This window comes from Corallococcus sp. Z5C101001, from assembly GCF_007352635.1.
GTDB classification, from domain to species: domain Bacteria; phylum Myxococcota; class Myxococcia; order Myxococcales; family Myxococcaceae; genus Corallococcus; species Corallococcus silvisoli.
Genome location: NZ_VKLU01000001.1, coordinates 714352 through 736858, shown reverse-complemented (window position 1 = coordinate 736858; position 22507 = coordinate 714352). Strand labels below are relative to the sequence as shown.

Here is a 22507-nt window from a genome sequence, read left to right as displayed (position 1 = left end):
GGACGGCCCGTGACGCGGGACGTGCGCTACCTGTCACCCCACCCCGGCCTGCTCCTCGCGCGGGGGAAGCGCCAGCGGCGGAGTCACCTCCGGAGCGGCGTCGTGCGGCGCGGGCGCGTCCCAGCGGATCCACTTCAGGTCCCGGACGAACAGCGTGTAGAGCACCGGCACCAGCAGCAGCGTGAGGACCGTGGCCACCGTGAGGCCCCCCACCTGCGCGTAGCAGAGCGGCTGCCACAGCGGGCCGCCATGCAGGGCGAGCGGGATCAACCCGAGCACCGTCGCCGCCACCGTCACCAGCACGGGCCGCAGGCGCATCAGCCCCGCGTCCAGCAGCGCCTCCCGGAGGGGCTCGCCGCGCTCGTGCGCCTCCTCGATGTAGTCGAAGAGCACGATGATGTGACTGACGATGACGCCCATCAGGCTGATGATGCCCAGGAAGGCCATGAAGCTGAGCGGCGCGCCCATCACGTCCAGCGACACCACCGCCGCCACCGCGCCGAACGGGAGCGCGGCGAACACCACCAGCGGCTTGATGGCGTTCTTGAACTGCACCGCCAGCGCCACGTAGATGGCGACGAGCAGCATCCCCATCACCATCGCCATGCTGCGGAAGCTCTTCACCTGCTCCTCCGCCTCGCCGCCCACCTCCAGCGTGTAGCCCACGGGCAGGCGCGAGCGCAGGGCGTCCAGCTTCGGCTTCGCCAGCTTCATCACCTCCGACGGCAGCACGCCCGCCTGCGGGAACGTGGCCACGGTGATGGTGCGGAACTGGTTGCGCCGGCGGATCTTCTCCGTCTGGAGCGAGTACGCCACGTGCGACACCTGCCGGAGCGGCACCTTCTGCGGCCCGGTGCGCGAGCTGACATACAGGTTCTCGATGTCCCCCAGCCCCGCCCGCTCGTCCGCGCGCAGGCGGGCCACGATGTCGATTTGATGGTTGCCTTCGCGCAGCTGGCCCACGGTCATGCCGTTCATCGCCACCGCGGAGGACGTGGCCACGTCCAGGTTGGTGACCCCCGCGAGGTTGGCGCGGTCCGGGTCCACCTCCAGCTTCACCGCGAAGGTGTCGCTGCCCCAGTCGTCGCGGGTGCGCGCGGTGCCGGGCGTGCTCCGGAACAGCGCCTTGGCCTCCTCCGCCAGCGCGCGCAGCTGCCCGATGTCCTCTCCGGAGATGCGCACCGACACGGGGATGCCCACGGGCTTGCCCGTCTCCAGCTCGCGCACGTCCAGCCGCGCGCCGGCGATCCTGCGGGAGAGCTGCTCCTGGAGGAGCGGCACCAGCGCGCGCGTGTCCTCCTTGTCCTCCACCTGGAGCAGGAGCTGCGCGTAGTTGAGCTGCTGCTGCTCCGGCGCCACGGAGAACCAGAAGCGCGGCCCGCCTCCGCCGACGAACTCCGTCACCGACGCCAGCACCTCGCGCGGCTCGCCGTCCGGTCCCGGGTGCTCGCGGCCGTACTGCTCCGCCACCTCCCGCACCACCGTCACCGCCTGGGCGGAGGCGTCGCGCGTCGAGGACAGCGTGGCGTCCTCCGGCAACCACACGTCCACGTAGGACAGGTACGACAGGTCCTTGGGGAAGAAGGCGGACTTCACCCGCGTCCCGGCCAGTCCCCCCAGCACGAGCAGCAGGCCCGCGATGCCCACCACCACGAAGCGGTGGTCGATGGCCCAGCCCACGACCTGGGCATACCGGCGCGCGAAGCCCTTCGAGCGCCGCTCCCGCGACGACGGCTCCGGCGTCTTCGGCGCCCGCAGGAGCGTGGAGCCCAAGAGCGGCACGAACGTCATCGATACGATGCGCGACGCGACGAGCGACAGCGTGAGCACGATGGGCAGCGAGTGGATGAACTTCCCCGTGTCCCCCGGCAGCGTGAGGAACGGCAGATAGGCCGCGATGTTGGTGAGGGTCGCGAACAGGATGGCGGTGGCCAGCTTCGTGGGCCCCAGCCACGCGGCGACGCGCGGCTTCCACCCCTGGGAGAGCGAGTGCTTGATGGCGTCACTCGCCACCACCGGATCATCCACCAGCAGCCCCAGCGCGATGATGAGCGACGCGATGGAGATCTGCTGGATGTCCACGCCGAACAGGTGCATCAGCCCGAACGTCATCGCCAGGGTGATGGGGATGGACAGGGCCAGCAGCAGCGCCGTGCGCCACTCCCAGAAGCCCACCAGCGCCACCAGCACCACCAGGAAGATGGCCTCGTACAGCGACGACATGAAGAGGTGGACGTTCTCCCGCACCTGGAGCGGCTGGTCGGAGGTGCGGCGGATGACCAGGTCCTCCGGCAGCAGCTTCTTCACCTGCGAAAGCTCCGCGTCCACCGCGGCCCCGAAGTCGCCAATCTGCTCGCCCGGGCGCATGTTGACGGCCAGGGTGATGGCGCGCGTGCGCGTGAAGTGGCCCTGCGCGTCGCGGGCGTTGAGGTAATGCAGGAAGCGCGCGGGGCTCTGGTAGTCGCGCCGCACGTCCACCAGGTCGCGCAGGTACACGGGCGCGCCGCCGCCGCTCGTCGTCACCACCACGTCGCCCACCTGCCGCTCGCTGCTGAACTCGCCCGACGGGTCGATGGTCACGCTCCGGCCATCCACCTCCACGATGCCTCCCGGCGCGGTGATGTTGCGTCCGGCGAGCAGGCTGGAGAGGTTGGACTGCTGGAGGCCGTACGACGCCAGCCGCTCCTGCGAGTACTCCAGGAACACCTTCTCCGGCAGCACGCCCGTGCGCGTCACCTTGGACACGAGGGGGAGCCGCTGGAGCCTGCGCTGGAGCGCGTCCGTGAAGTCGTCCAGCTCGCGGTAGCTGTAGCGGTCCCCCGCGCCCTCCTCCAGCCGGGCCCGAGCGTCCTTCGGGTCGCGCACCACCAGGGGGCGCCAGACGTCCGGGTGCAGCTCGGACACGCTCAGGTGTCCGTGCACGAAGCCGCGCAGGTGCTCCAGCAGCGCGGCGTCCGTCAGGGGCGTCGCCACGTCCACGCCGATGAAGCCGGGGCTCTGGAGCAGGTGCGCGTCGCTGTTGCCGGGCAGCGCCTCCAGGAAGCGCCGGGCGTCCTCCCCCAGCCGCTGCATGGAGGCCGCGTTGATGGACGGCGGGAAGTTGACCACCAGGGTCGCGCGGGGCCCGGGCGCGGCGGCGGCGCCCCGCACCTCGGTGATGGCGTGCGAGAGGGCCCGGGCGCGCAGGTCCAGCTCCACGGGGCTGGCCTTGGGGCTGGACACGGTGAGCAGCAGCGTGGACGTGTCACCGAAGTCCTTGAGGAACTGGATGGGGCCCGCGCCCGAGGGCAGGTCGCGAAGCGTGTTGAGCCGGCCCTGGATGTCGTCGAACTCCCGGGCCCGGTCCGCCACGTCCTCCTTCAGCGTGACGTAGACGACGGACAGGCTGGTGCGGCTGATGGACTCCACCTTCTCGACGGAGGCGTTCTCCGCCAGCTTCTGCTCGATGCGGCGGGTGACCAGCTGCTCGATCTTCTCCGCCTCCGCGCCCGGCCACAGGCAGGTGGCCACCGCCACGCGCACCGCGATGGCCGGGTCCTTCGCCTTGGGCATCTGGAGGTAGCCGTAGACGCCCCACACCAGCGTGAAGACGAGCGCCACCCACGCCACGTGGCGCGTCTCCGTGAAGTAGCGCGCGGTGTTGTGCTTGCCGTTCACCAGCGCTTCGTCCCGGGCGCGCTCCTTCGCCGCATGGGAGGCGTGCGCCGGGCCTTCCCCGGGGGCGCTCACGGAATCACCTCCACGGGCTCACCGTCGGACAGGAGGCTCGCGCCCTGCACGGCGATGCGCTCCCCTGCCTGGAGGCCCGCCTTCACGGGGATGATGTTGCCCAGGTAGTCCCCCAGCTGGACCTCGCGCGCCCGGGCCACGGGCCTCGCGCCCTGCCCGTCCGCGATGACGAAGACGGCGAAGGCGTCCTGCTGCTTCGGCGAGCGGACGATGGCGGCCAGGGGCACCAGCAGCTCCTGCGCCACCGCTTCGCCCTTCGCGCTCAGGGACAGCGCGGCCACCATGCCCGGGCGCAGGCGTTGATCCGCGTTGGGGATGGACACCTCCACCTCGAACACGCGGCTCTTGGGGTCCGCCGACGGCGCGATGCGGGAGATGCGCCCCTCGAAGGACTGGCCCGCGTACGCCTGCGTCGTCACCGTCTGCGGCGCGCCCAGGCGGATGGCGGGCAGCACCGTGTCCGGCACGCCGAACACCACGCGCACGGTGCGCGTCTGCGCCACGGAGAGCGCGAAGGTGCCCGGCGCGGCCAGCGCGCCCACCTCCACGGGGCGCTTGAGCACCACGCCCTCCAGCGGTGAGCGCAGCGCCGTGTCCGCCAGCGCCGAGCGGGCCTCCTCCACCCGGGCCCTCGCCGCGGCCACCGCGCCCGCCGCGCTGTCGCGCTGCGTGCGGGCCGTGTCGAGCTGCGCGGGCGTGGCCACCTCCCCCGCGACCAGCTTCGTCGTGCGGTCGAAGTGGAGCTGCGCCTGCTCCTCGGAGGCGCGGGCCTGGGAGAGGGCCGCCTGCGCCTCCGCGAGCTTCTGCTGGAAGTCCCCCTTGCGCAGCGACACCAGCTCCATGCCCTCGCGCACGGCGTCGCCCTCCTGGAGCAGCCGGGGCGCGCCGTCCACCCCGCGCACCTTCGCGATGGACTCCACGTAGCCCCCGACCTTGAAGGCCAGGTCCACGCGCGTCGCGGGTTGGATCTCCGCCGAGTAGCGCGCTCCGGAGCCCGCCTCCGCCCGGCCCACGACGGCGACCTTCACCGCGGTGGGCTCCTGCGGTGGGAGCGCGCGCTCACCGCACGCCAGGGTGGTGAACGCCAGCGCTCCACCGAGCAGGGATTGCTTCAGCATGGGGGACTCCAGGAGAGGGGAACGACTACAGGACGACGAGCAGGCCCAGCGAGGCCGTGGGGTACACCGTGCGCAGGCCCAGCGTGCTCGAGCCCACCTGGAGCTCCCGCACGTCGGTGAAGGTGAAGCCCGGGCCCGCGCGCGCCGACAGGCCCACGCGCCCGGTGCCCGGCCGCCACATCACGCCCAGCGTCGGCTCCAGGAAGGCCGTCGTCGTGTAGTCCTTGCGGTCCGGCATCCCGGCGGTGGGCCGCGCGACGAACTCCTCCAGGCCCACCGACATCCCCACGAACGGCCGCACCGTGCCGTCCGCCAGGAAGGCCAGCGTGTAGCGGCTGTCCATGCCCACGCCGAAGTTGAGCTTCACGTCGCCAGCGCCCACGCCGCTGAAGCGCGCCTTCGCCCCCAGAGACCGGTTCCATCCACCCGCGCGCCCCATCAGGCCGAACGCCAGCCGCGAGTCCCGCGACGGCGCCACCTCCGCCCGCACCCCGTACAGCGAGCCGTCCAGCGCGGGCGGCAGCAGCTCCAGGAGGAACGCCCCGCGCCGCTGCTGCTCCTGCCCCGTGGACGAAACACCCACGTCCTGGGCCACCGCCGGCACCGCCGCCAACGCCGCGACCACCGCCACAGGCTTCACCCACCGCATCGACCGACTGGCTTCGACTCGCATGGACTTCCCCCTTCGATTTAGTCACTCGACTAATTTAGCTACACGACTAACTAAGGCCGGCGACGCGAGATGTCAAGCCGAGGGCAGGACGTCCGCCCTTGCGGGGTGGGAGGCCGTGCCCTATGGGTCAGGGATGCCTTCTTCGCGTCGAGGAAAGACCGCCCCCCCGTCCGCTCCGGAGCCTGACGCCCGGGCGCGCCTCATCGCCGCGGGCCAGCGGGTGTTGGGGGAGCGGGGCTACGACGCCGCGACGGTGAAGGAGGTCGCGCGTGAGGCGGGGGTGAACCAGGGCCTGGTGCACTACTACTTCGGCAGCAAGGACGCGCTGCTCCTGGCCGTCACCCAGGAGGCCAGCCGGCAGTACATGTCGGAGCTGGAGCGGCTGCGCGCGCAGACGCCGGTGGAGGAGCTGGCGGAGACGGCCTTCGCCTGGGGCGAGAAGCTGGCCACGGACGCGCCGGGGACGTGCCGGCTGCGCTACGAGCTGTTCGCCCTGGGGCTGCGCAACCGGGAGCTGACGCCCGCGGTCTCCCAACTGCTGGGCCAGGGGGACAGTGAGATCGCCCGCACCGTGGCGCACGTGCGCTCCGGCCGAGACACCGCCCCCAGCGCCGAGGACCTGCACTACGCCGTCATCATCAAGGCGTGCGTGGACGGGCTCGCGCTGCACCACCAGCTGGACAAGGACTTCGACCCGCTGCCGGTCTACGCGCTCCTGCGCCGCATCATGCTCGCGAGCATCGAACAGCCCGCCCCTTCCCGCCCTCCCGCGCGCAAGCCGAAGGCACAGGGGCGCAGAGGGGTGCGCACGCCGCGCAAGCGCCCGACGCCGGGCGCGCGCAGGCGCTGAGCCAGGGGACGGGCCGGCGCGGCGTCATCGCGTCCGGCGCTTCGGCCTCCGCGCGGGCCTCATCACCTCCGACGCCAGCGCCAGCAGCTCCGTGCGCAGCCAGCGGCTCTTCGGGTCCTCCTCCACCTGACGGTGCCAGTACAGGTGCAGGTCCACGGGCGGCAGCGACAGCGGCACGGGCAGCAGGTGGTTGCCCAGCCCCGCGTTGAGCGCCTCCGCGTGCCGCCGGGGCATCGTGAGCAGCAGGTCGGAGCCCGTGACGATGCGGCACGCGGCCTCGTGGTGCTGGCAGCGCACGGCCACGTCGCGCTGGTGCCCCAGCCGGCCCAGCACCAGGTCCTCGAACGCGAGGCCCGTGCGCCGGGACGACACGGCGACGTGGCGCGCGGACAGGTACGCGGCGGAGGACAACGCGCGGCGCCGGGACGACACCACGCACAGCTCGTCGCGCAGGAGCACCGCGTGCCGCAGGTCCGGTCCGGTGGGCTGCGCCACGTCCACCGCCAGGTCCAGCCTCCCCGACGCCAGGTCCCGCTCCAGCCGCGTGCGCTCCAGCCGGACGCTGGTGACGCGGGCCTCCGGGGCGCGGACGCGCAGGCGCTCCACCCACGCGGGCAGCAGCGACGGCTCCAGCACGTCGGGCATCGCCAGGGCCACGTGGAGCACGTCGCGCGCGGGCTCGAAGTGCCGGGTGCGGTGCACCGCCTGCTGGAGGAGCGCGAGCGCGTCGCGGATGCCCGGGGCCAGCCGCTCGGCCAGCGCCGTGGGGGCCACGCCCCTCCCCTCCCGGATGAAGAGCGGCTCGCCCAGCTGCTCGCGGAGGCGGGACAGGGCGTGGCTCACGGCGGAGGGGCTGAGGAACAGCGCCTCCGCGGCCCGGGCCAGGTTGCGCTCGCGCAGCACCACGTCGAACACCCGGAAGAGGTTGAGGTCCAGCGCCGGGCGGACGGACGAATCCTGAACAGGCTTCATGAGAACACATGACCAACATTCAGTGGCTTCATCAACCCGCCGGGGCGCAGGATGCCGCGCATGGACTTCCAGCCCTCCGCCAGGACGACCGAATACCTGGAGCGCGTGAAGCGCTTCATGGCTGACCACATCGAGCCGGCGGAGGGGGCCTACCTCCAGGCGCTGCACGGCATGGAGGCCGGCGGTGACTGGCGCCAGTGGAAGGTCCCGCCCGTGATGGCGCAGCTCAAGGCCCGCGCGAAGGCCGAGGGCCTGTGGAACCTGTTCCTCCCGGACGCGAAGCTGGGCGCGGGGCTGAGCACGCTGGAGTACGCGCCGCTCGCGGAGGCCATGGGCCGCAGCTTCATGGCGCCAGAGGTCTTCAACTGCAGCGCCCCGGACACCGGCAACATGGAGGTGCTCTGGCGCTACGGCTCGCCGGAGCAGCAGGAGCAGTGGCTGAAGCCGCTGCTCGCGGGCGACATCCGCTCCGTGTTCTGCATGACGGAGCCGGACGCGGCGTCGTCGGACGCCACCAACATGCAGGCCACCGCCGACGTGGACGGCGACCACGTGGTGCTCAACGGCAAGAAGTGGTGGTCCAGCGGCCTGGGCCACCCGAACGCGAAGGTGGCCATCTTCATGGGGCTCACCGCCCAGGCGGGCGCGGACCGCCACCACCGCCACTCCATGGTGCTGGTGCCGCTGGACGCGCCGGGCGTGGAGATCATCCGCATGCTGCCGGTGTACGGCGACCATGACGCCCCGCACGGCCACGGCGAGGTGCACTTCCACGACGTGCGCCTGCCGAAGTCCGCCATCATCTCCGGGCCGGGCATGGGCTTTGAAATCGCCCAGGGCCGCCTGGGGCCGGGCCGCATCCACCACTGCATGCGCTGCATCGGCGCGGCGGAGCGGGCGCTGGAGCTGATGATCGACCGGGGCATGGCGCGCACGGCGTTCGGCAAGCCGCTGCTCAACCTGGGCGGCAACCGCGAGCGCGTGGCGGAGGCGCGCATCGCCATCGACCAGGCCCGCCTGCTCACGCTGTACGCGGCCTGGAAGCTGGACGAGGTGGGGGCGCTGGGAGCGATGACGGAGATCTCCGCCATCAAGGTCGTGGCCCCCAACGTGCTCCAGCAGGTGGTGGACGACGCCATCCAGGTCCACGGCGGCGCGGGGGTGTCGCGCGACACGCCGCTCGCGGGCTTCTTCGCCCAGGCGCGCAGCCTGCGCATCGCGGACGGCCCGGATGAGGTGCACAAGGGCGTCATCACCCGCATCGAGCTCGCGAAGCGCGGCTTCAGCAAGGGAGGCTGACCATGACGACCCCGGTCTCCATCCCGCTGGACGAGGGCAAGGCCGTGCGCTCCGGCGAGGCGCTGGACGTGGCCGCCGTGGACGCGTGGCTCAAGGCCCAGGAGCCTTCGCTCGCGGGCACGCCGGAGGTGACGCAGTACACGGGCGGCGCGTCCAACTGGACGTACCGGCTCAAGTACGAGAACCGCGACCTCATCCTGCGCAGGCCGCCCGCGGGCACCAAGGCGAAGTCCGCGCACGACATGTCGCGCGAGTACACGGTGCAGCGGGCGCTCAAGCCCGTGTACCCGGTGGTGCCCACGATGGTGGGGCTGTGCCAGGACCCCGCGGTGCTGGGCGCGGAGTTCTACGTGATGGAGCGCATCCCCGGCCTCATCCCGCGCAAGCACCTGCCGCGGGGGGTGAACCTGGACAAGGCCCAGACGCGTCAGCTGTGCCTCAACGTCGTGGACCAGCTCATCGCGCTGCACGGCGTGGACGCGCAGGCGGTGGGGCTCCAGTCGCTGGGCAAGGGGCCGGGCTATCCGCAGCGGCAGATCTCCGGCTGGTCCGACCGCTACGAGAAGGCGCGCACCTGGAACGTGCCCAAGATGAAGCGCACGCGCGAGTGGCTGGCCGCGCACGTGCCCCCGGACCTGCGCACCTGCGTCATCCACAACGACTGGCGCTTCGACAACGTGGTGCTCCACCCGGAGGACCCCACGCGGGTCATCGGGGTGCTGGACTGGGAGATGGCCACGCTGGGCGACCCGCTGATGGACCTGGGCAACACGCTGGCCTACTGGGTCCAGGCGGATGACGACGTGTTCCTGCGCATGACGCGCCGGCAGCCCACGGACCTGCCCGGCATGCTCCGGCGGGACGAGGTGGTGGCGTACTACCTGGAGAAGACCGGACTGAAGCCCGCCAACTGGACCTTCTACGAGGTCTACGGCGTCTTCCGCCTCGCGGTCATCGCGCAGCAGATCTACTACCGCTACCACCACAAGCAGACGCGCAACCCCGCGTTCAAGAACTACTGGCTCATCGTCAACTACCTCGCCTACCGCTGCCGGCGGCTCATCAAGAAGGCGGGGGGCTGATGGGCGCCCTGTACCTCGTGCGCCACGGACAGGCGTCCTTCGGCGCGGCGGACTACGACAAGCTCTCCGACGTGGGCGTGGAGCAGGCGCGCGTCCTGGGAGAGGCGCTGCGCTCCCGCCTGCCCACGGTGGACGTCGTGGTGACGGGCACGATGCTGCGCCACCGCGAGACGGCGGACGCGTGCCTCCAGGCGCTGGGCCACCCGGTGGAGACCCGGCGGCAGGTGGCGGGCTTCAACGAGTTCGACCACGTGGAGGTCGTGGAGCGCCACACGCCGCGCTTCGCGGACCCCGACGTGATGCGGGAGGAGCTGGCGGCCATGAAGGATCCGCGCCGCGCCTTCCAGGAGCTGTTCACCCAGGCCGTCGCACGCTGGGTGGCGGGCGGCCACGACGGCGAGTACCGGGAGTCCTGGTCCGCCTTCAAGGCGCGCTGCCTGGACGCACTGGCCGCGCTGGTCGCGTCGCTGGGGCCCTCGAGGACGGCGCTGGTGTTCACTTCCGGTGGGCCCATCACCGCCATCGCCCAGGAGCTGCTGGGCATCCCGGACGCGCACGCCTTCCGGATGAACTGGACGCTGGCCAACTGTGGAATCACCAAGGTGATCTACAGCGAGCGGGGCAGGTATCTGTCCACGCTCAACGAGCACGGCCACTTCGAAGGGGCGCACCGCTCGCTCATCACCTACCGCTGACCGGCGGGGCTCGCGTAGCGTGGGCCCATGACGCGGTGCCTGCTCAACATCGACCTGGGGGAGCTGCCCGGGGAGGACGAACAGCTCTACGCGCTCGCGCATCTGGCGAACATCGCCTGCGGAGGACACGCGGGGGACGCGGCGTCCATGCGGCGGGCCCTGGAGCTGTGCGAGCGCCATGGTACGCGGGCGGGCGCGCATCCGTCGTACGAGGACCGTGAGAACTTTGGCCGCAAGGCGCTGAGCGTGGCGCCGGAGGTGCTTCGCGCGCAGGTGGCCGGGCAGTGCGCGCGGCTGGCGGCGCTGGCCCGGGAGCGCGGCGTGCCGGTGCGGCACGCGAAGCCGCACGGCGCGCTGTACCACGCGGCCAACCAGGCGCCCGCGCTGGCCCGGGCGGTGGTGGACGGCGTGGTGGACGCGCTGGGCCAGGACGTCACCTTCGTGGGACCGGGAACGGGAGCGCTGAGGGACGCGGCGCGAGCCGCCGGGCTCGGCTACGCGCGCGAGGGCTTCGCGGACCGGGGCACCTTGCCGGACGGGACGTTGATTCCACGCGGCCAGCCCGGCGCGGTGCTCACCGACGTGGCCCTGGCGCGCGAGAACACGGCGAGGCTGGCCACGGGCGGCGCGGTGGACACGCTGTGCGTGCACGGGGACACGCCGGGGGCCGTGGCGCTGGCCCGCGAGGTGCGCGCGATGCTGGATGCGCTGGAGCAGCCCCCGGAGCCGCTGGGGGACAGCGCGCTGCGGCTGGTGCTGCCGGAGGCAGTGGCCCGGGCACGGGCGCGCGAGGCCCTCTGCGCGCTGCCGGGCGTGCTCGACGCGGTCATCACGGAGGCCCACGCCTGCGTGTACTTCGACCCGGCGACCCCGCCCGAGTCCCCCGCGCTCGTGTTGACGCGGCTGCGCGTGGAGCCCGTGTCTCGCGTGGAGGCGCCGCTCATCCGCATCCGCGTGCGCTACGACGGCGAGGACCTGCCGAAGGTGGCCGGGCACGCGGGCCTGTCGGTGGAGGAGGTGATCCGCCGCCACACGGCCCGCGAATACACGGTCCGCTGCGTGGGGTTCCTGCCGGGCTTCGCGTACCTGGGAGAGGTGGACCCGAGCATCGCGTGTCCCCGGCTGCCCGCGCCGCGCACGCGCGTTCCAGCGCTCGCGGTGGGCATCGCCGGGGCGCGCACGGGCGTGTATCCGTTCGCGTCTCCAGGGGGCTGGAACCTCGTGGGCACGGCGCGAGACTTCACCGCCTTCGACCCGGCGCGAGGCGCGGTGCTGCACCTGGGCGACCGCGTGCGCTTCGAACGGGAGGACGGATGACGACCGCTGTCGAGATCACCGGCCTGGGTGCTCCCGCGATGGTGCAGGACGGCGGCCGGCCGGGCGCCATGCACCACGGCGTTCCCCCGGGCGGTGCGTGGGTGCCGGAGCTGCTCATCGCGGCGAACCGCGCGGTGGGCAATGCGCCGGGAGCGGCGGCGGTGGAGGCGTATGGCCGGATGGAGTTGCGCGCGCGGGGCCGCGACGTGCGCGTGTCCGTGGATGGCGCGCCCCCCGACCTGCTCTCGGACGGCGACACCCTCACCGTGCCCGCGCCCACCCGGTACGCCGTGCGCTACGTGGCCGTGGACGGCGCGCTGGCGGTTCCCGAGGTCCTGGGGGGCCATGGCACGCTGTGGGTGGCCCGCATGGGCGGCTGGGAGGGCCGTCCGCTGCGCACCGGCGACCGGCTCCCGCTGGGCATTCCCGCCGCGAGGCAGGGCCCGCCCTCGGACGCGGACCTCCAGCGGCTCGAGGCGGCACTGGACCCCACCGCTCCGTTGCGGGTGCTGCTGGGTCCGGACGCCGCCTGCTTCGGCGACGCGGCCTTGGCCGTGCTGCTGGGCAGCACCTTCACCGTGTCGCCCTCCAGCGACCGCGTGGGTCAGCGCCTGGACGGGCCCCCTGTCCCACACGGAGACGAGGGCACGGGCACGTCGCGTCCCATGGTGCGCGGCGCCCTCCAGGTCACGTTGTCCGGCGCCCCCATCGTGTTGGGCCCGGACCACCCCACCACCGGGGGCTACCCGTTGATCGCCTCCGTCATCCGCGCCGACTGGGGCCGGCTGGGCGCGCGCCGTCCGGGGACTCCGGTGCGCTTCCAGGCCGTGTCCCTGGAGGAGGCCCGCGAGGCATGGAGGGCGCATCCCGCCCGTCCGCCCCAGGCAACTCCCGGCCCCCTCCGTCCGATACTGGAAGGATGAACTCCCCGAAGATCGGCCCGCGCACCGCCTCCACGCCCCGCACGTCCGATCCAGTCGTCCCTCCTCGCCCGCGCAACGAGGCGAAGCCCGCGGCGCGCGACGGCCAGGGTGCCTCCCTCTTCGAGTCGTCGAAGTCCACGAAGGCCCCGGTGGCGCTGTCCACGCCGGCCGCGGCGACCCAGCAGGGCGGCCCGCGCCCCACGCCGGGCACCTACCCGACCCGCGCCGACGTGGCGAACATCGCCGCGATGAAGGACCCGGTGGCGCGCAACCTGGCCATCACCCAGGGCTACCACGACCTGTCCGACGCGGTGGGGACGCTGCTGGGCAAGGAGAACGCCAACTGGTCCACCTTCGCCACCTGGGCCTCGAAGCAGGCCGGCGTGAGCATCCGCCAGGAGGACATGCCGAAGGCCTTCGTGGACGTGCTCAAGGGCGGCGGCGTCCTCGGTGAGGCCATGTCCAAGGTGGACGACCTGTTGCGCAAGCTGGGCCTGCCCGCGATGCCCACGGGCGACATCGCCAAGGCGGGCGCGGACGCGCTCAACACCGTCAGCAAGGCCATTGGCGACGGCAACCAGTTCGTCTTCCAGGAGGTGGGCCAGGAGTTCGCCCGCTTCGTGGAGACCTTCCAGGGCGACACCCAGCTGGACCCCGCGAAGCTCCAGCAGTACCTGGAGGCCTTCCCCTCCGACAAGCCGCTCTTGAAGGACGCGTTCGGCAACTACGCGCAGGCCATGTTCGAGAAGGACCCGAACAAGAAGGCCGAGCTGATGCTGCTGGCCAACGACACCGTGGGCCTGCACGAGCAGACGCAGCTCCAGTCCTTCGTGGAGAAGGCGCTCAACGCGCCGGTGAAGGACATCTTCAGCAACATCCTCAAGAAGAGCATCCAGGCGGGGGCCAGCGCGCTGCCCTTCCCCGCCAACCTCGCGGCGCGGGCCGCCATCAAGTCGGGCGTGGTGGACCTGGCCGTCAACCCGCTGGTGGGCAAGCTGGCGGACGTGTTCCGCGGCATCGCCACCGAGCACATGATGAAGCTCGCGGTGCCCGGCGGCGCGCTGAAGCTGGGCAACGACCTGCCTCCGCCCGCGGGCATGGAGTCGACGCTCTTCCCGCCGCACCTGCGCACCCTGGAGAACCCGAAGCTGCGCGAGCTGATGGGCCGCCTGGACGCCACGCCCGACAGCCTCAAGGGCACGGCCGCGAAGGACTGGAGCAAGCTGGACCAGCGGATGAACTACATCGTGGACCTCTTCCGCTCGCGCCAGTCGGATCCGCGCCTGTTCGACCAGCCCTTCGGCAAGGAGGCACACTACCCGGTGGCCCCCGCCGCTCCGCGAACCGCCTCCGCACCCGGAGTGGCGTAGGCCCCTGTCATCCCCACCAAGGGAGTCCCCTCCTTGAATGCGCGGCGCCCGGCTTCGTCCATCCGGGCATCGACGCACTTGAAGGAGACTCCCCATGGTGAAGTGGCTGCTGGCAACGATGGCGCTGTCCCTCCCGGCCCTGGCGCACGCGGGCGGTCCCCGCGACCACGCCGAGCAGGCCCGCGACCGGCAGGAGCTGCGCCAGGACGCCCGGGAGCTCCGCGATGATCGCCTCGACCTGCGGCAGGTGGAGACGCTGCTGTCCCGCTACGACTCGGCCCGGGGCCGCTACGCGCGCCGGGATCTGCAGCGGGTGGAGGAAGAGCTGCGCGCCTACGTGGCGTCGGAGCTGAGCGAATCCCGCCGCGAGCTGGCGCAGGACAAGCAGGAGGCGCGAAGCAGCGCCCGCGAGGTGCGCCACGACGGCTACCGCCGCGACGACCGTCAGGACCACCGCGACGACGTGCGCGACGTCCGCCAGGAGGCCCGCGCCCTGCAACAGACGCGCGCCATCGCGCAGGAGCTGAACGGCCTCTACGGGCGCATGGACAGCGGCAGCGTCACGCGCAAGCGTATGCTGATCGCCGACCTGGTCCAGCTCGCCCGCGCCGAGCAGTCGCGAAACCGTCAGGAGCTCCGGGAGGACCGCCGCGAGGCCCGTGAAGACAGCCGCTGGTACTGAGCGGCCCCTGGGACAGGAGAGGGCCCGCGAGCGCCGGCCCTCATCCTCCGGCCGCCGTCACACCTCGTCCGCGGCCGAGAACCCCTCCAGCCGCGCGATGCCCAGCTTCTTCATCCGGCTCTGCAGCGTGGACGGCTTGAGCCCCAGCAGCGCCGCCGCCCCGCCGTCTCCGTAGACCCGGCCCCGCGTGAGCGTGAGCACCCGCAGGATGTGTTCGCGCTGCACGGCCGCCAGCGTGAGCACCTTCGCCCCGGCCTGCAGCGGCGCCGCGGTCTCCTCCACCGGCGTCACCCGCGCCCGCTCCCCTGGAAGGTCGAAGGACTGCGACGACAGCTCCGGGCCGCTCGTGAGGATGGTGGCGCGCTCCAGCGCGTTCGCCAGCTCACGCAGGTTGCCCGGCCAGTCATACGCCGCCAGCCGCGCCAGCCCGGAGGTCGACACCCGGATGCCGCGCCGGCCAATGCGCCGCGCCTGCTCCTCCAGCAGGAACGCGGCCAGCTGCGGCAGGTCCTCGCGCCGCTCGCGCAGGGGCGGCAGCCGCAGCGGGAACACGCTCAGGCGGTAGAACAGGTCCTCGCGGAAGCGCTTCTGCGCGATGGCCTGGTGCAGGTCCACGTGCGTCGCCGCCAGGATGCGCACGTCCGCCTTCACCGTCTTGTCGCTGCCCACCGGCTCGAACGTCTTCTCCTGCAGCGCGCGCAGCAGCTTCGCCTGCAGCTCCACCGGCAGCTCGCCAATCTCATCCAGCAGCAGCGTGCCTCCGTGCGCCATCTGGAAGCGGCCCGCCCGGTCGCGGTTCGCCCCGGTGAACGCGCCCTTCACGTGGCCGAACAGCTCGCTCTCCAGCAGCCCCGCCGGGATCGCCGCGCAGTTGAGCGACACGAAGGGCTGGTCCGCCCGCGGACTCCAGCGGTGGATGGCCCGCGCCAGACGCTCCTTGCCCGTGCCCGTCTCGCCGGTGATGAGCACCGGCGTGTCCGTCTCCGCCACCTGCCGGGCGCGCCGGGCCAGGTCCTGCATCACCGGACTCAGCGACGTCTCCAGGATGCCTTCCGACTCCCCGCCCAGCTGCGACTCCAACAGCTTCGCGTGCTCGTGGTCCTGGCGGTGCAGCCGCTCCACCACCGCGCGTTGCTCGGCGCCCTGGAGCGCCGTGGCCAGCATCTGCCCGTACACCTCCACCAGGTCCACCACCGGCTGCGCGTAGGTCTCGCACTGCACGCGGTCCAACGTCAGCACGCCGTAGCAGCGCTCCCCCGCGCACAGCGGCACCACCATGCACGCGTGCCCCTCGGGCAGGTCCAGCACCCCGTCGAAGGGGTCCCCATCCCCGTGCGCGTGGTCCTCCTCCGTGAACGCCCGCGCGCGCCGCGTCTCCAGCGCCTGCCGCAGCGAAGGGAAGTCCGACAACTGGAGCGAATGCTTGCGCACCGCCTGGTTCGCCAGCGGACCGCGCGCCGCCACCGCCTCCAGCTTCCCCTCCTTGAGGAGGAACAGCGTGGCCAGGTCGAACGGCACCACCCGGGTCAGCCAATCCAGTCCACGCCGGAGCAGCTCCGCCACCCCTTCTTCGGTGGTGGCCAGCTCGACCAGCTCCCGGGCATCGTGTGTCACTTCCGGGTGGCGTCCCATGAGTTCGTCCGGCATGGGCGACCGATAACAGCGATTCACCGAAATTGCAGTGGCGGCCGCACCGGGATTTCGTGGTCCCTCGCGTCCCAGCGGCAGGCTCTCATCCAACCCCTTGAATCCAGGGGCGGTTTTCGCCAGCCCCTGTCCCGGGAGTGAGGAGCAGGCGGGCGGGCCCGTTCGCTGCACGCCGGAGCCCTTTGGCTGCACCGGTTCGGAGGGGGCCCTGGCGCGGACGTAGAGTCGCGCACACGTGGAATCCACCTCCCCCGCCGCGAGCCACCTCCTGCCGTCTCCCGCCGTGAGCCTCCGGCCGGAGGCTTCCGCGTCCGCGCCGTCCGCGTGGCTCCGTCAGGCGCGCCGCCTGCCGCTGCTCCTGCTGGCCTACGCCGTGCCGGGGGTCATCACCTCCAGCCAGACCTACTTCTACGCCCAGGCGAAGGACCCCACGTACCCGTTCACCCAGGCCCTGCTGCTGCATCTGCCACCCTGGTGGTACTGGGCGCTGGTCACGCCCCTCATCGTCGCGCTCGGGCGGCGCTTCCGCCTGGAGCGCGGCGTCTGGCGTCGCTCGCTCGCGGTGCACGTGCCCGTCCTCGTCGGGCTGATCATTCCCCACCTGTTCCTCATCATCGCCGTCAACCGCTTCGCGGAGGAGAAGTGGTACCTGGACAACTCGCTGGGCTTCATCATGCCCATGCTGTTGGGCAAGTACGGCGTCACGGACATCCCTGTCTATGGGGGCATCCTCGCCGTGGGCGCCGCCCTGGAGTACCAGCGCCGCTATGTCGAGGGAGCGCTGATCCAATCGCAGCTGGAGACGCGACTGGTCCACGCGCAGCTCGACGCCCTGCGCGCCCAGCTCCACCCGCACTTCCTCTTCAACACGCTCAACGCCATCTCCGTCCTCGTGCGCAAGCAGGACACCGCCGGCTCCATCCGGATGATCACCGGCGTCAGCGAGCTGCTGCGCATGGCGCTCAACACCACCGGCCGCCAGCAGGTCCCGCTCCATGAGGACCTGGCCTTCCTGGAGCGCTACCTCGACATCGAGCAGACGCGCTTCCAGGACCGGCTCCAGGTGGTCCGCGCCATCGACCCCGCGGCGCTCGGCGCGCTCGTGCCCAGCCTCATCCTCCAGCCGCTCGTGGAGAACGCCATCAAGCACGGCCTCGCCACCCGCTCCGGCGCTGGACGCGTGGAGCTGCGCGCGGCGCGCGACGGAGCCCGGCTGCTGCTGGAGGTGCTCGATGACGGCCCGGGGCTCGCGCCCGGCTGGGACACCCCGGACGGCGGCATCGGCGTGGCCAACGTGCGGGCGCGGTTGCACTCGCTCTACGCGGACCGCCACGTCTTCTCCCTGGAGAACCGCGCCGGGGGGGGCGTGCGCGCCCGCCTGGAGCTTCCCTTCCAGCCGGCCTCGCCCTCGGAATGAACGCGTCCGCCTGCATCCGCACCCTCCTCGTGGATGACGAGCCGCTCGCTCGCGAGGGGCTGCGCCTGCTGCTCTCCACGGACCCGGAGGTCCGCGTGGTGGGTGAGGCCGGCAACGGACCGGAGGCGGTGCGCCTCATCCGCGAGCAGCGGCCGGACCTCGTCCTGCTCGACGTGCAGATGCCGGAGCTCAATGGCTTCGAGGTGCTCTCCCACCTGGGCCCTGGCGAGATGCCCGCCGTCATCTTCGTCACCGCGTATGACCGCTACGCCCTGCGCGCCTTCGACATCCACGCGCTCGACTACCTGCTCAAGCCCTTCCGCGACGACCGCTTCCACGACGCCGTCGGCCGCGCCAAGGCGCAGATCCGCCTGAGGCGCATGTCCGACCTCAGCCAGCGACTGATGTCCGTGCTCTCCACCTATGGCGAGCGCGACATCACGCCCCCACCCACCATGGCACCGGCCCCTCCCGCCGCGCCGGAGCCATGGGTGCGCAGGCTGGCAATCCGCGACACGGGCCGGGTCGTGTTCCTGGACGTGGATGAGATCGAATACATCGAGGCCGCCGACTACTACGTGCAGATCCACGCGGGCGGGAAGGCGTACCTCCACCGCGAGACGATGCAGAGCCTGGAGGCGCGGTTGGATCCGGAGCGCTTCATGCGCATCCACCGCTCGGCCATCGTCAACTCGCGCCGCATCCGCGAGCTGCGCAGCGAAGGGCGCAGGGAGCTCGTGGTGGTGCTGACGGGCGGCGCCGAACTGCGCGTGGCGCGCAGCCACCGGGAGAAGTTCCAGCACCTGGGCTGAACTGGCCGGGCCCGTTCGCTGCACGCCCAGGCCCGTTCACCGCACGCCCATCCCCACCGGCTGAACGCTCCACCCGCGACGTGCCCGCACGGGCACCGTGCCTCCCGCGACCCACCCGCACGGAGGCACACCTGATGCTGCGCAAGCCCCTCGTCGTCTCGTTCCTGGCCCTCGGTCTGACGTTCGCGCCCACCATCGCGGCGGCGGGCGAAGGCGCCGGATGCACCCAGGGTTCCTCCCAGGCTTCGATGACGCTCCAGACGGTCGTCGACAAGCACCTGAAGGCCATGGGCGGCAAGGAGCGGATCAAGGCCGCGAAGACGTTTCAGATCACCACCCGCGTCACCGAGGGCACCACGGTGACGACTTCGACCCTGCGGCGTGCGCGACCCAACCTCTTGCGCAACGACATGGACACGAACGGCGCCCAGGTCACCAGGCTGTTCGATGGGCAGCAGGGCTGGGTGGTGGAGGGGACGGCCGCGCCGAAGCAAGTGAGCCAGGAGCTGAACGCGCTGATGGCCGAGGGCGCGGTGTTCGATGACGCCCTGCTGGACCCGAAGGCCCGGGGCGTCGTCACGCTGGCGCTGGACGGCACGGTGGAGGTGGAGGGCGCTCCCGCGTTCAAGCTGGTCCTCACCCGCGCCCGGGAGACGGAGGTCCGCTTCATCGACGCGAAGTCCTTCCTGGAGGTGCGCCGCACGTATGCCGGCACCCAGGAGGGCAAGGCGTTCAACAAGACGATGGCCTTCTCCGATTACCGCGACGTGGACGGCATCATGCTGAGCCACCACGTGCGGTGGGAGGCCGACGGTAAGCCGGGCGAGAAGGTCGTCCAGAGCGCCCGCTACGACGCGCCCGTCGACGCCGCCACGTTCAAGGCGACGACGCCGCGCAGCTGAGCCGCCGCGCTTCTTCCCTAGCGGGAGCGCTCGGCTCCCCTGGGGGACGGTCCCCAAGCCCCCCGCGCCGGAAAGCCCGGACCGTGGGCGCTTCGACTCCCTTTCCTCCTCCACGTCCGGCGAATGGCCCCTCCTTCCGTCCTCCTCCTCGCGCTCGCCGCGGTCTCGACCCAGGCCGTGGCGCCCTCCTCCTCCGACCTGCCTCCGGCCACCCGCCCACCCGCGGTGGAGGACTCGATGCTCACCCCTGTCCCGGCCGCGCCCCGGCTCGTGAAGAGCTGGGATGAGGCGCTCGCACTGATGCGCGAGCGGTCCACGGACCTGCGCGGCGCCGAAGCGAGCGTGGAGCGCGCGAGCGGGCGCTGGCGTCAGGCCCTCTCCGCGCTGCTGCCCAATGCGCGCGCCCAGGCGGGCGTGGCGCTGGATCTCCTCAATCCCGACGTTCCTTCGGGGGTGCTTCCCGGCGCCGCGGGAGACAACCACACCGTCACCGCCCCCACGGGAACCCTTGGCGCGACGCTGACGCAGGCGGTGGTGGACCTGAGCGCGTGGAGGGGACTGTCGGCGGCCCGGGAGGCGGAGACGGGCGCGGTGGCCAGCCTTCAAGACACCCGGCGTCGGCTCACCCTGGGGCTGGCGCAGGTGCTGGTGGCTACCGTGGCCGCTGAACGCGCCGCGGAGATCAACCGCGTGGGCCTGAGGCGCGCGCTGGAGCGTGCCGCGCTCACGCAGCGCACCTTGGAGCTGGGTGCGGGCAACCAGTTGGACGTGGTGCGCGTCGATCAGGACGTGGCGGTGGCTCGCGGCGCGCTCATCGCCGGGGACGAACAGTTGCGCCGGACGCGCGAGGCGTTGGGCCTCTCGCTGGGCTTCGGCCAGTCCATGGGCGTCGACCCGGCCTTCGACTTGCGGGGGCTCGTGGAGCGGACGCGCAATACCTGCGCCCCGCTGGAGAGCCTGGACGCGCGGCCCGACCTGGTGGCGGCGCGCGCTCAGGTGGAGTCCGCGCGAGAGAGCCGGAGGCAGGCCGCCGCGGGCTATCTGCCCACGCTGGGCGTCAGCAGCACCCTCGCGGGCCTCACCACGGACCCGGGCTTCGGTCGCATCGCGACGTGGAACGTCGCCGCCGTGCTCTCGGTGCCTCTCTGGGAGGGCGGCGGGCGCGGAGGGCTGGTGCGGGAGCGTACGGGCGTGGAGGCCCAGGCGGAGGCGGCGCTGGAGCGCGCCCGCCGCGACGTGGAGCTGGAGGTGGCGCGGGCCCGCCGCAGCGTGGAGGTGGCCGAAGCGCTGGTGAAGAACGCGGTGGAGTCGCGGGACCTCGCCGAGCGCACCGACCGGCTCACCCGCCGCGCCTACGAAGTGGGCCGTGGCGGCAGCCTCGATCTGGTGCAGAGCGGCGCGGCCCTGCGACAGGCGGAGCTGGACCTGGTGCTGCGCGAGTTCACGCTCGTCCAGGCACGCCTGGACGCGTTCCTGACGGAGGCCCGATGCGACAGGTGAAGCAGGAAGCGCGGATGACGACGCCCCACCCGGCCACACCCGGACGCGTTCCTGACGGAGGCCCGATGCGACAGGTGAAGCACGGAGCACGGATGACGCCCCACCCGGCCACACCCGGACGCGTTCCTGACGGAGGCTCGATGCGACAGGTGAAGCCGGGAGCGCGGATGACGACCCATCCAGGCCCGCCTGGACGCGCTCCTGACGGAGGCCCGATGCGGCGAGTGAAGCAAGAAGCGCGGATGACGACCCATCCAGCCACTCCTGGACGCGTTCCTGACGGAGGCCTGATGCGGCGGGTGAATCAGGAAGCGCGGATGACGACACCCCCTCCAGCCACACCTGGACCTGTTCCTGCTGACAACCCGATGCGCCCCCTGGAGACGTGGATGAAGATGTTGTGGAGCATGGCGGTGATCGCGGCCGTGGCCGGCTGCTCGGAGAACAAGGCGCCCCCCGCCGCACCTCCGCCACGCGAAATCGAAGCGGTCTCGCTGGCGCCGCAGGCAGTGCGTGAGACGGGTGAGTATCTGGGCAACCTGCTGTCGCGGCGGAGCGTCGCCGTGCTGCCACAGGTCGCGGGCGCCGTGCGCCGCATCCACGTGCGCCCCGGTCAGCAGGTGGAGGAAGGCGCGCCGCTGGTGGAGGTGGACGCGCGCGAGGAGACGGCCGCGCTCGACAGCGCGCAGGCACAACTGAGCGCATCCCAGGTCCAGCTGGAGCTGGCCCGCCGCACCCGCGCCCGCACCGAGGCACTTCACGGAGAAGGCCTCGCCAGCGCGCAGGAGCTGGAGAACGTCCGGGCGCAGGTGGAGGCCGCGGAGGCCGCGGCTCGCTCGTCGGCCGCGCAGGTGACGCAGCGCCAGGTGCAACTCCAGCTCAACGTGGTGCGAGCGCCCTTCGCGGGCACCGTGGATGACGTGCTGGTGCGCGTGGGAGACTCCGTCAGCGCCTCCACGCCGCTGACCCACGTGGCGCAAGCGGATGTCCTCGAAGTGGGCGTGTGGATCCCCCCGACACGCGCGCGCGCCCTGAAGCCAGACACGGTGCTGGAGCTCCTGGACGCGCGAGGGGCGGTGCTGCTCACCAGCAGGGTCTTCTTCATCGCGCCCCAGGCCGACCCGCGGACCCAGCTGGTGGAGGTGAAGGCCGCCTTCCGCAACACGGTGGGCCTGCGCCCCAACGAGCTGGTGCGCGCGCGCATCGTCTATTCGGCGCGCGACGCGCTGCGGATTCCAGCGCTGGCGGTGGTGCGCCAGAGCGGCCAGCCCTTCGCCCTCGTGGTGCGGGCGCAGGGCGCAGGGGCGGTGGTGGAGCGCCGCCCCATCACCCTGGGAGCCCTGGGTGATCAGGCCTACGTCGTGGAAGGGGGCCTGAAGACAGGGGACGTGGTGGCCGTGTCGTCCATCCAGGCCCTGCGCGACGGCATGTCCGTGAAGGTGAAGCACCCCGGCGCCCCTCCGCCCTCCCAGACCCTGGCGAACGTGCCACCAGCGAGCGGCCACTGAGCCAGGGGACG

Annotated in this window: 18 protein-coding genes; 13 read left to right on the top strand and 5 right to left on the bottom strand. The window is 72.2% G+C overall.

Annotated elements, in window-relative coordinates; genetic code table 11:
- Window positions 1–33 precede the first annotated feature (33 nt).
- From FOF48_RS03085 to FOF48_RS03075, 3 genes are read right to left on the bottom strand one after another with little or no spacing between them, the layout of a single operon-like run.
- Window positions 34–3729 carry an efflux RND transporter permease subunit gene (locus tag FOF48_RS03085; RefSeq protein WP_143898551.1) on the bottom strand — a complete coding sequence of 1232 codons (3696 nt, stop codon included), beginning with the start codon at window positions 3727–3729 and terminating at the stop codon, window positions 34–36.
- On the bottom strand, window positions 3726–4847 hold the full coding sequence (locus tag FOF48_RS03080) for an efflux RND transporter periplasmic adaptor subunit (protein WP_143898548.1): 1122 nt from the start codon (window positions 4845–4847) through the stop codon (window positions 3726–3728). The genes FOF48_RS03085 and FOF48_RS03080 overlap by 4 nt, the downstream gene beginning before the upstream one ends.
- A gap of 25 nt (window positions 4848–4872) precedes the next feature.
- Window positions 4873–5520, bottom strand: a complete 648-nt coding sequence (locus tag FOF48_RS03075) for a hypothetical protein (RefSeq protein ID WP_143898546.1) — start codon at window positions 5518–5520, stop codon at window positions 4873–4875.
- Window positions 5521–5653: 133 nt separating this feature from the next.
- On the opposite strand from FOF48_RS03075, the gene FOF48_RS03070 reads away from it, so the two are divergent.
- A complete protein-coding gene (locus FOF48_RS03070) occupies window positions 5654–6370 on the top strand; it encodes a TetR/AcrR family transcriptional regulator (protein ID WP_143898544.1) in 717 nt (238 codons plus the stop codon).
- A 24-nt stretch (window positions 6371–6394) separates the two neighbouring features.
- Here the strand turns inward: FOF48_RS03070 and FOF48_RS03065 are convergent, their stop codons facing one another.
- Window positions 6395–7342 carry a LysR family transcriptional regulator gene (locus tag FOF48_RS03065; protein ID WP_143898542.1) on the bottom strand — a complete coding sequence of 316 codons (948 nt, stop codon included), beginning with the start codon at window positions 7340–7342 and terminating at the stop codon, window positions 6395–6397.
- A gap of 60 nt (window positions 7343–7402) precedes the next feature.
- On the opposite strand from FOF48_RS03065, the gene FOF48_RS03060 reads away from it, so the two are divergent.
- The 7 genes from FOF48_RS03060 (at window position 7403) to FOF48_RS03030 (ending at window position 14710) form a co-directional block, all read left to right on the top strand.
- The gene (locus FOF48_RS03060; RefSeq protein WP_143898540.1) at window positions 7403–8641 is read left to right on the top strand and encodes an acyl-CoA dehydrogenase family protein; all 1239 of its coding nucleotides are present in this window, start codon (window positions 7403–7405) and stop codon (window positions 8639–8641) included.
- Window positions 8642–8643: 2 nt separating this feature from the next.
- A complete protein-coding gene (locus FOF48_RS03055) occupies window positions 8644–9723 on the top strand; it encodes a phosphotransferase family protein (protein ID WP_143898538.1) in 1080 nt (359 codons plus the stop codon).
- The gene (locus tag FOF48_RS03050; protein WP_143898535.1) at window positions 9723–10418 is read left to right on the top strand and encodes a histidine phosphatase family protein; all 696 of its coding nucleotides are present in this window, start codon (window positions 9723–9725) and stop codon (window positions 10416–10418) included. Before FOF48_RS03055 ends, FOF48_RS03050 begins: the two co-directional genes overlap by 1 nt.
- 27 nt (window positions 10419–10445) lie before the next feature.
- Window positions 10446–11735: a LamB/YcsF family protein gene (locus FOF48_RS03045; RefSeq protein ID WP_143898533.1), complete on the top strand. Its 1290-nt coding sequence runs from the start codon at window positions 10446–10448 to the stop codon at window positions 11733–11735.
- A complete protein-coding gene (locus FOF48_RS03040; RefSeq protein ID WP_143898531.1) occupies window positions 11732–12658 on the top strand; it encodes a biotin-dependent carboxyltransferase family protein in 927 nt (308 codons plus the stop codon). The genes FOF48_RS03045 and FOF48_RS03040 overlap by 4 nt, the downstream gene beginning before the upstream one ends.
- Window positions 12655–14028: a hypothetical protein gene (locus FOF48_RS03035; protein ID WP_143898529.1), complete on the top strand. Its 1374-nt coding sequence runs from the start codon at window positions 12655–12657 to the stop codon at window positions 14026–14028. The genes FOF48_RS03040 and FOF48_RS03035 overlap by 4 nt, the downstream gene beginning before the upstream one ends.
- Before the next feature lie 94 nt (window positions 14029–14122).
- Window positions 14123–14710 carry a hypothetical protein gene (locus FOF48_RS03030; RefSeq protein WP_143898527.1) on the top strand — a complete coding sequence of 196 codons (588 nt, stop codon included), beginning with the start codon at window positions 14123–14125 and terminating at the stop codon, window positions 14708–14710.
- Between the two features lie 57 nt (window positions 14711–14767).
- On the opposite strand, the gene FOF48_RS03025 is transcribed toward FOF48_RS03030, so the two are convergent.
- Complete coding sequence (locus FOF48_RS03025; protein ID WP_255441834.1) at window positions 14768–16357, bottom strand: sigma 54-interacting transcriptional regulator; 1590 nt, start codon at window positions 16355–16357, stop codon at window positions 14768–14770.
- A gap of 235 nt (window positions 16358–16592) precedes the next feature.
- Here FOF48_RS03025 and FOF48_RS03020 point away from each other — a divergent pair, with 235 nt between their 5' ends.
- The 5 genes from FOF48_RS03020 (at window position 16593) to FOF48_RS03000 (ending at window position 22496) form a co-directional block, all read left to right on the top strand.
- Window positions 16593–17774 carry a sensor histidine kinase gene (locus tag FOF48_RS03020; protein WP_143898525.1) on the top strand — a complete coding sequence of 394 codons (1182 nt, stop codon included), beginning with the start codon at window positions 16593–16595 and terminating at the stop codon, window positions 17772–17774.
- Window positions 17771–18586: a LytTR family DNA-binding domain-containing protein gene (locus FOF48_RS03015; protein WP_143898523.1), complete on the top strand. Its 816-nt coding sequence runs from the start codon at window positions 17771–17773 to the stop codon at window positions 18584–18586. Before FOF48_RS03020 ends, FOF48_RS03015 begins: the two co-directional genes overlap by 4 nt.
- A 134-nt stretch (window positions 18587–18720) precedes the next feature.
- Window positions 18721–19488 (top strand): outer membrane lipoprotein-sorting protein, encoded by a 768-nt coding sequence (locus FOF48_RS03010; RefSeq protein WP_143898521.1) that lies wholly within the window; start codon window positions 18721–18723, stop codon window positions 19486–19488.
- A 123-nt stretch (window positions 19489–19611) separates the two neighbouring features.
- A complete protein-coding gene (locus FOF48_RS03005; RefSeq protein ID WP_143898518.1) occupies window positions 19612–20988 on the top strand; it encodes a TolC family protein in 1377 nt (458 codons plus the stop codon).
- Window positions 20989–21377: 389 nt separating this feature from the next.
- Complete coding sequence (locus FOF48_RS03000) at window positions 21378–22496, top strand: efflux RND transporter periplasmic adaptor subunit (protein WP_370456541.1); 1119 nt, start codon at window positions 21378–21380, stop codon at window positions 22494–22496.
- The last annotated feature ends 11 nt before the right edge of the window (window positions 22497–22507 follow it).

Coding starts and splice junctions, on each gene's coding strand:
- FOF48_RS03065 (WP_143898542.1), bottom strand. CDS start 7,342: ATGAAGCCTGTTCAGGATTCGTCCGTCCGCCCGGCGCTGGACCTCAAC.
- FOF48_RS03055 (WP_143898538.1), top strand. CDS start 8,644: ATGACGACCCCGGTCTCCATCCCGCTGGACGAGGGCAAGGCCGTGCGC.
- FOF48_RS03035 (WP_143898529.1), top strand. CDS start 12,655: ATGAACTCCCCGAAGATCGGCCCGCGCACCGCCTCCACGCCCCGCACG.
- FOF48_RS03075 (WP_143898546.1), bottom strand. CDS start 5,520: ATGCGAGTCGAAGCCAGTCGGTCGATGCGGTGGGTGAAGCCTGTGGCG.
- FOF48_RS03025 (WP_255441834.1), bottom strand. CDS start 16,357: ATGCCGGACGAACTCATGGGACGCCACCCGGAAGTGACACACGATGCC.
- FOF48_RS03030 (WP_143898527.1), top strand. CDS start 14,123: ATGGTGAAGTGGCTGCTGGCAACGATGGCGCTGTCCCTCCCGGCCCTG.
- FOF48_RS03045 (WP_143898533.1), top strand. CDS start 10,446: ATGACGCGGTGCCTGCTCAACATCGACCTGGGGGAGCTGCCCGGGGAG.
- FOF48_RS03000 (WP_370456541.1), top strand. CDS start 21,378: ATGAAGATGTTGTGGAGCATGGCGGTGATCGCGGCCGTGGCCGGCTGC.
- FOF48_RS03050 (WP_143898535.1), top strand. CDS start 9,723: ATGGGCGCCCTGTACCTCGTGCGCCACGGACAGGCGTCCTTCGGCGCG.
- FOF48_RS03040 (WP_143898531.1), top strand. CDS start 11,732: ATGACGACCGCTGTCGAGATCACCGGCCTGGGTGCTCCCGCGATGGTG.
- FOF48_RS03010 (WP_143898521.1), top strand. CDS start 18,721: ATGCTGCGCAAGCCCCTCGTCGTCTCGTTCCTGGCCCTCGGTCTGACG.
- FOF48_RS03060 (WP_143898540.1), top strand. CDS start 7,403: ATGGACTTCCAGCCCTCCGCCAGGACGACCGAATACCTGGAGCGCGTG.
- FOF48_RS03080 (WP_143898548.1), bottom strand. CDS start 4,847: ATGCTGAAGCAATCCCTGCTCGGTGGAGCGCTGGCGTTCACCACCCTG.
- FOF48_RS03070 (WP_143898544.1), top strand. CDS start 5,654: ATGCCTTCTTCGCGTCGAGGAAAGACCGCCCCCCCGTCCGCTCCGGAG.
- FOF48_RS03005 (WP_143898518.1), top strand. CDS start 19,612: ATGGCCCCTCCTTCCGTCCTCCTCCTCGCGCTCGCCGCGGTCTCGACC.
- FOF48_RS03015 (WP_143898523.1), top strand. CDS start 17,771: ATGAACGCGTCCGCCTGCATCCGCACCCTCCTCGTGGATGACGAGCCG.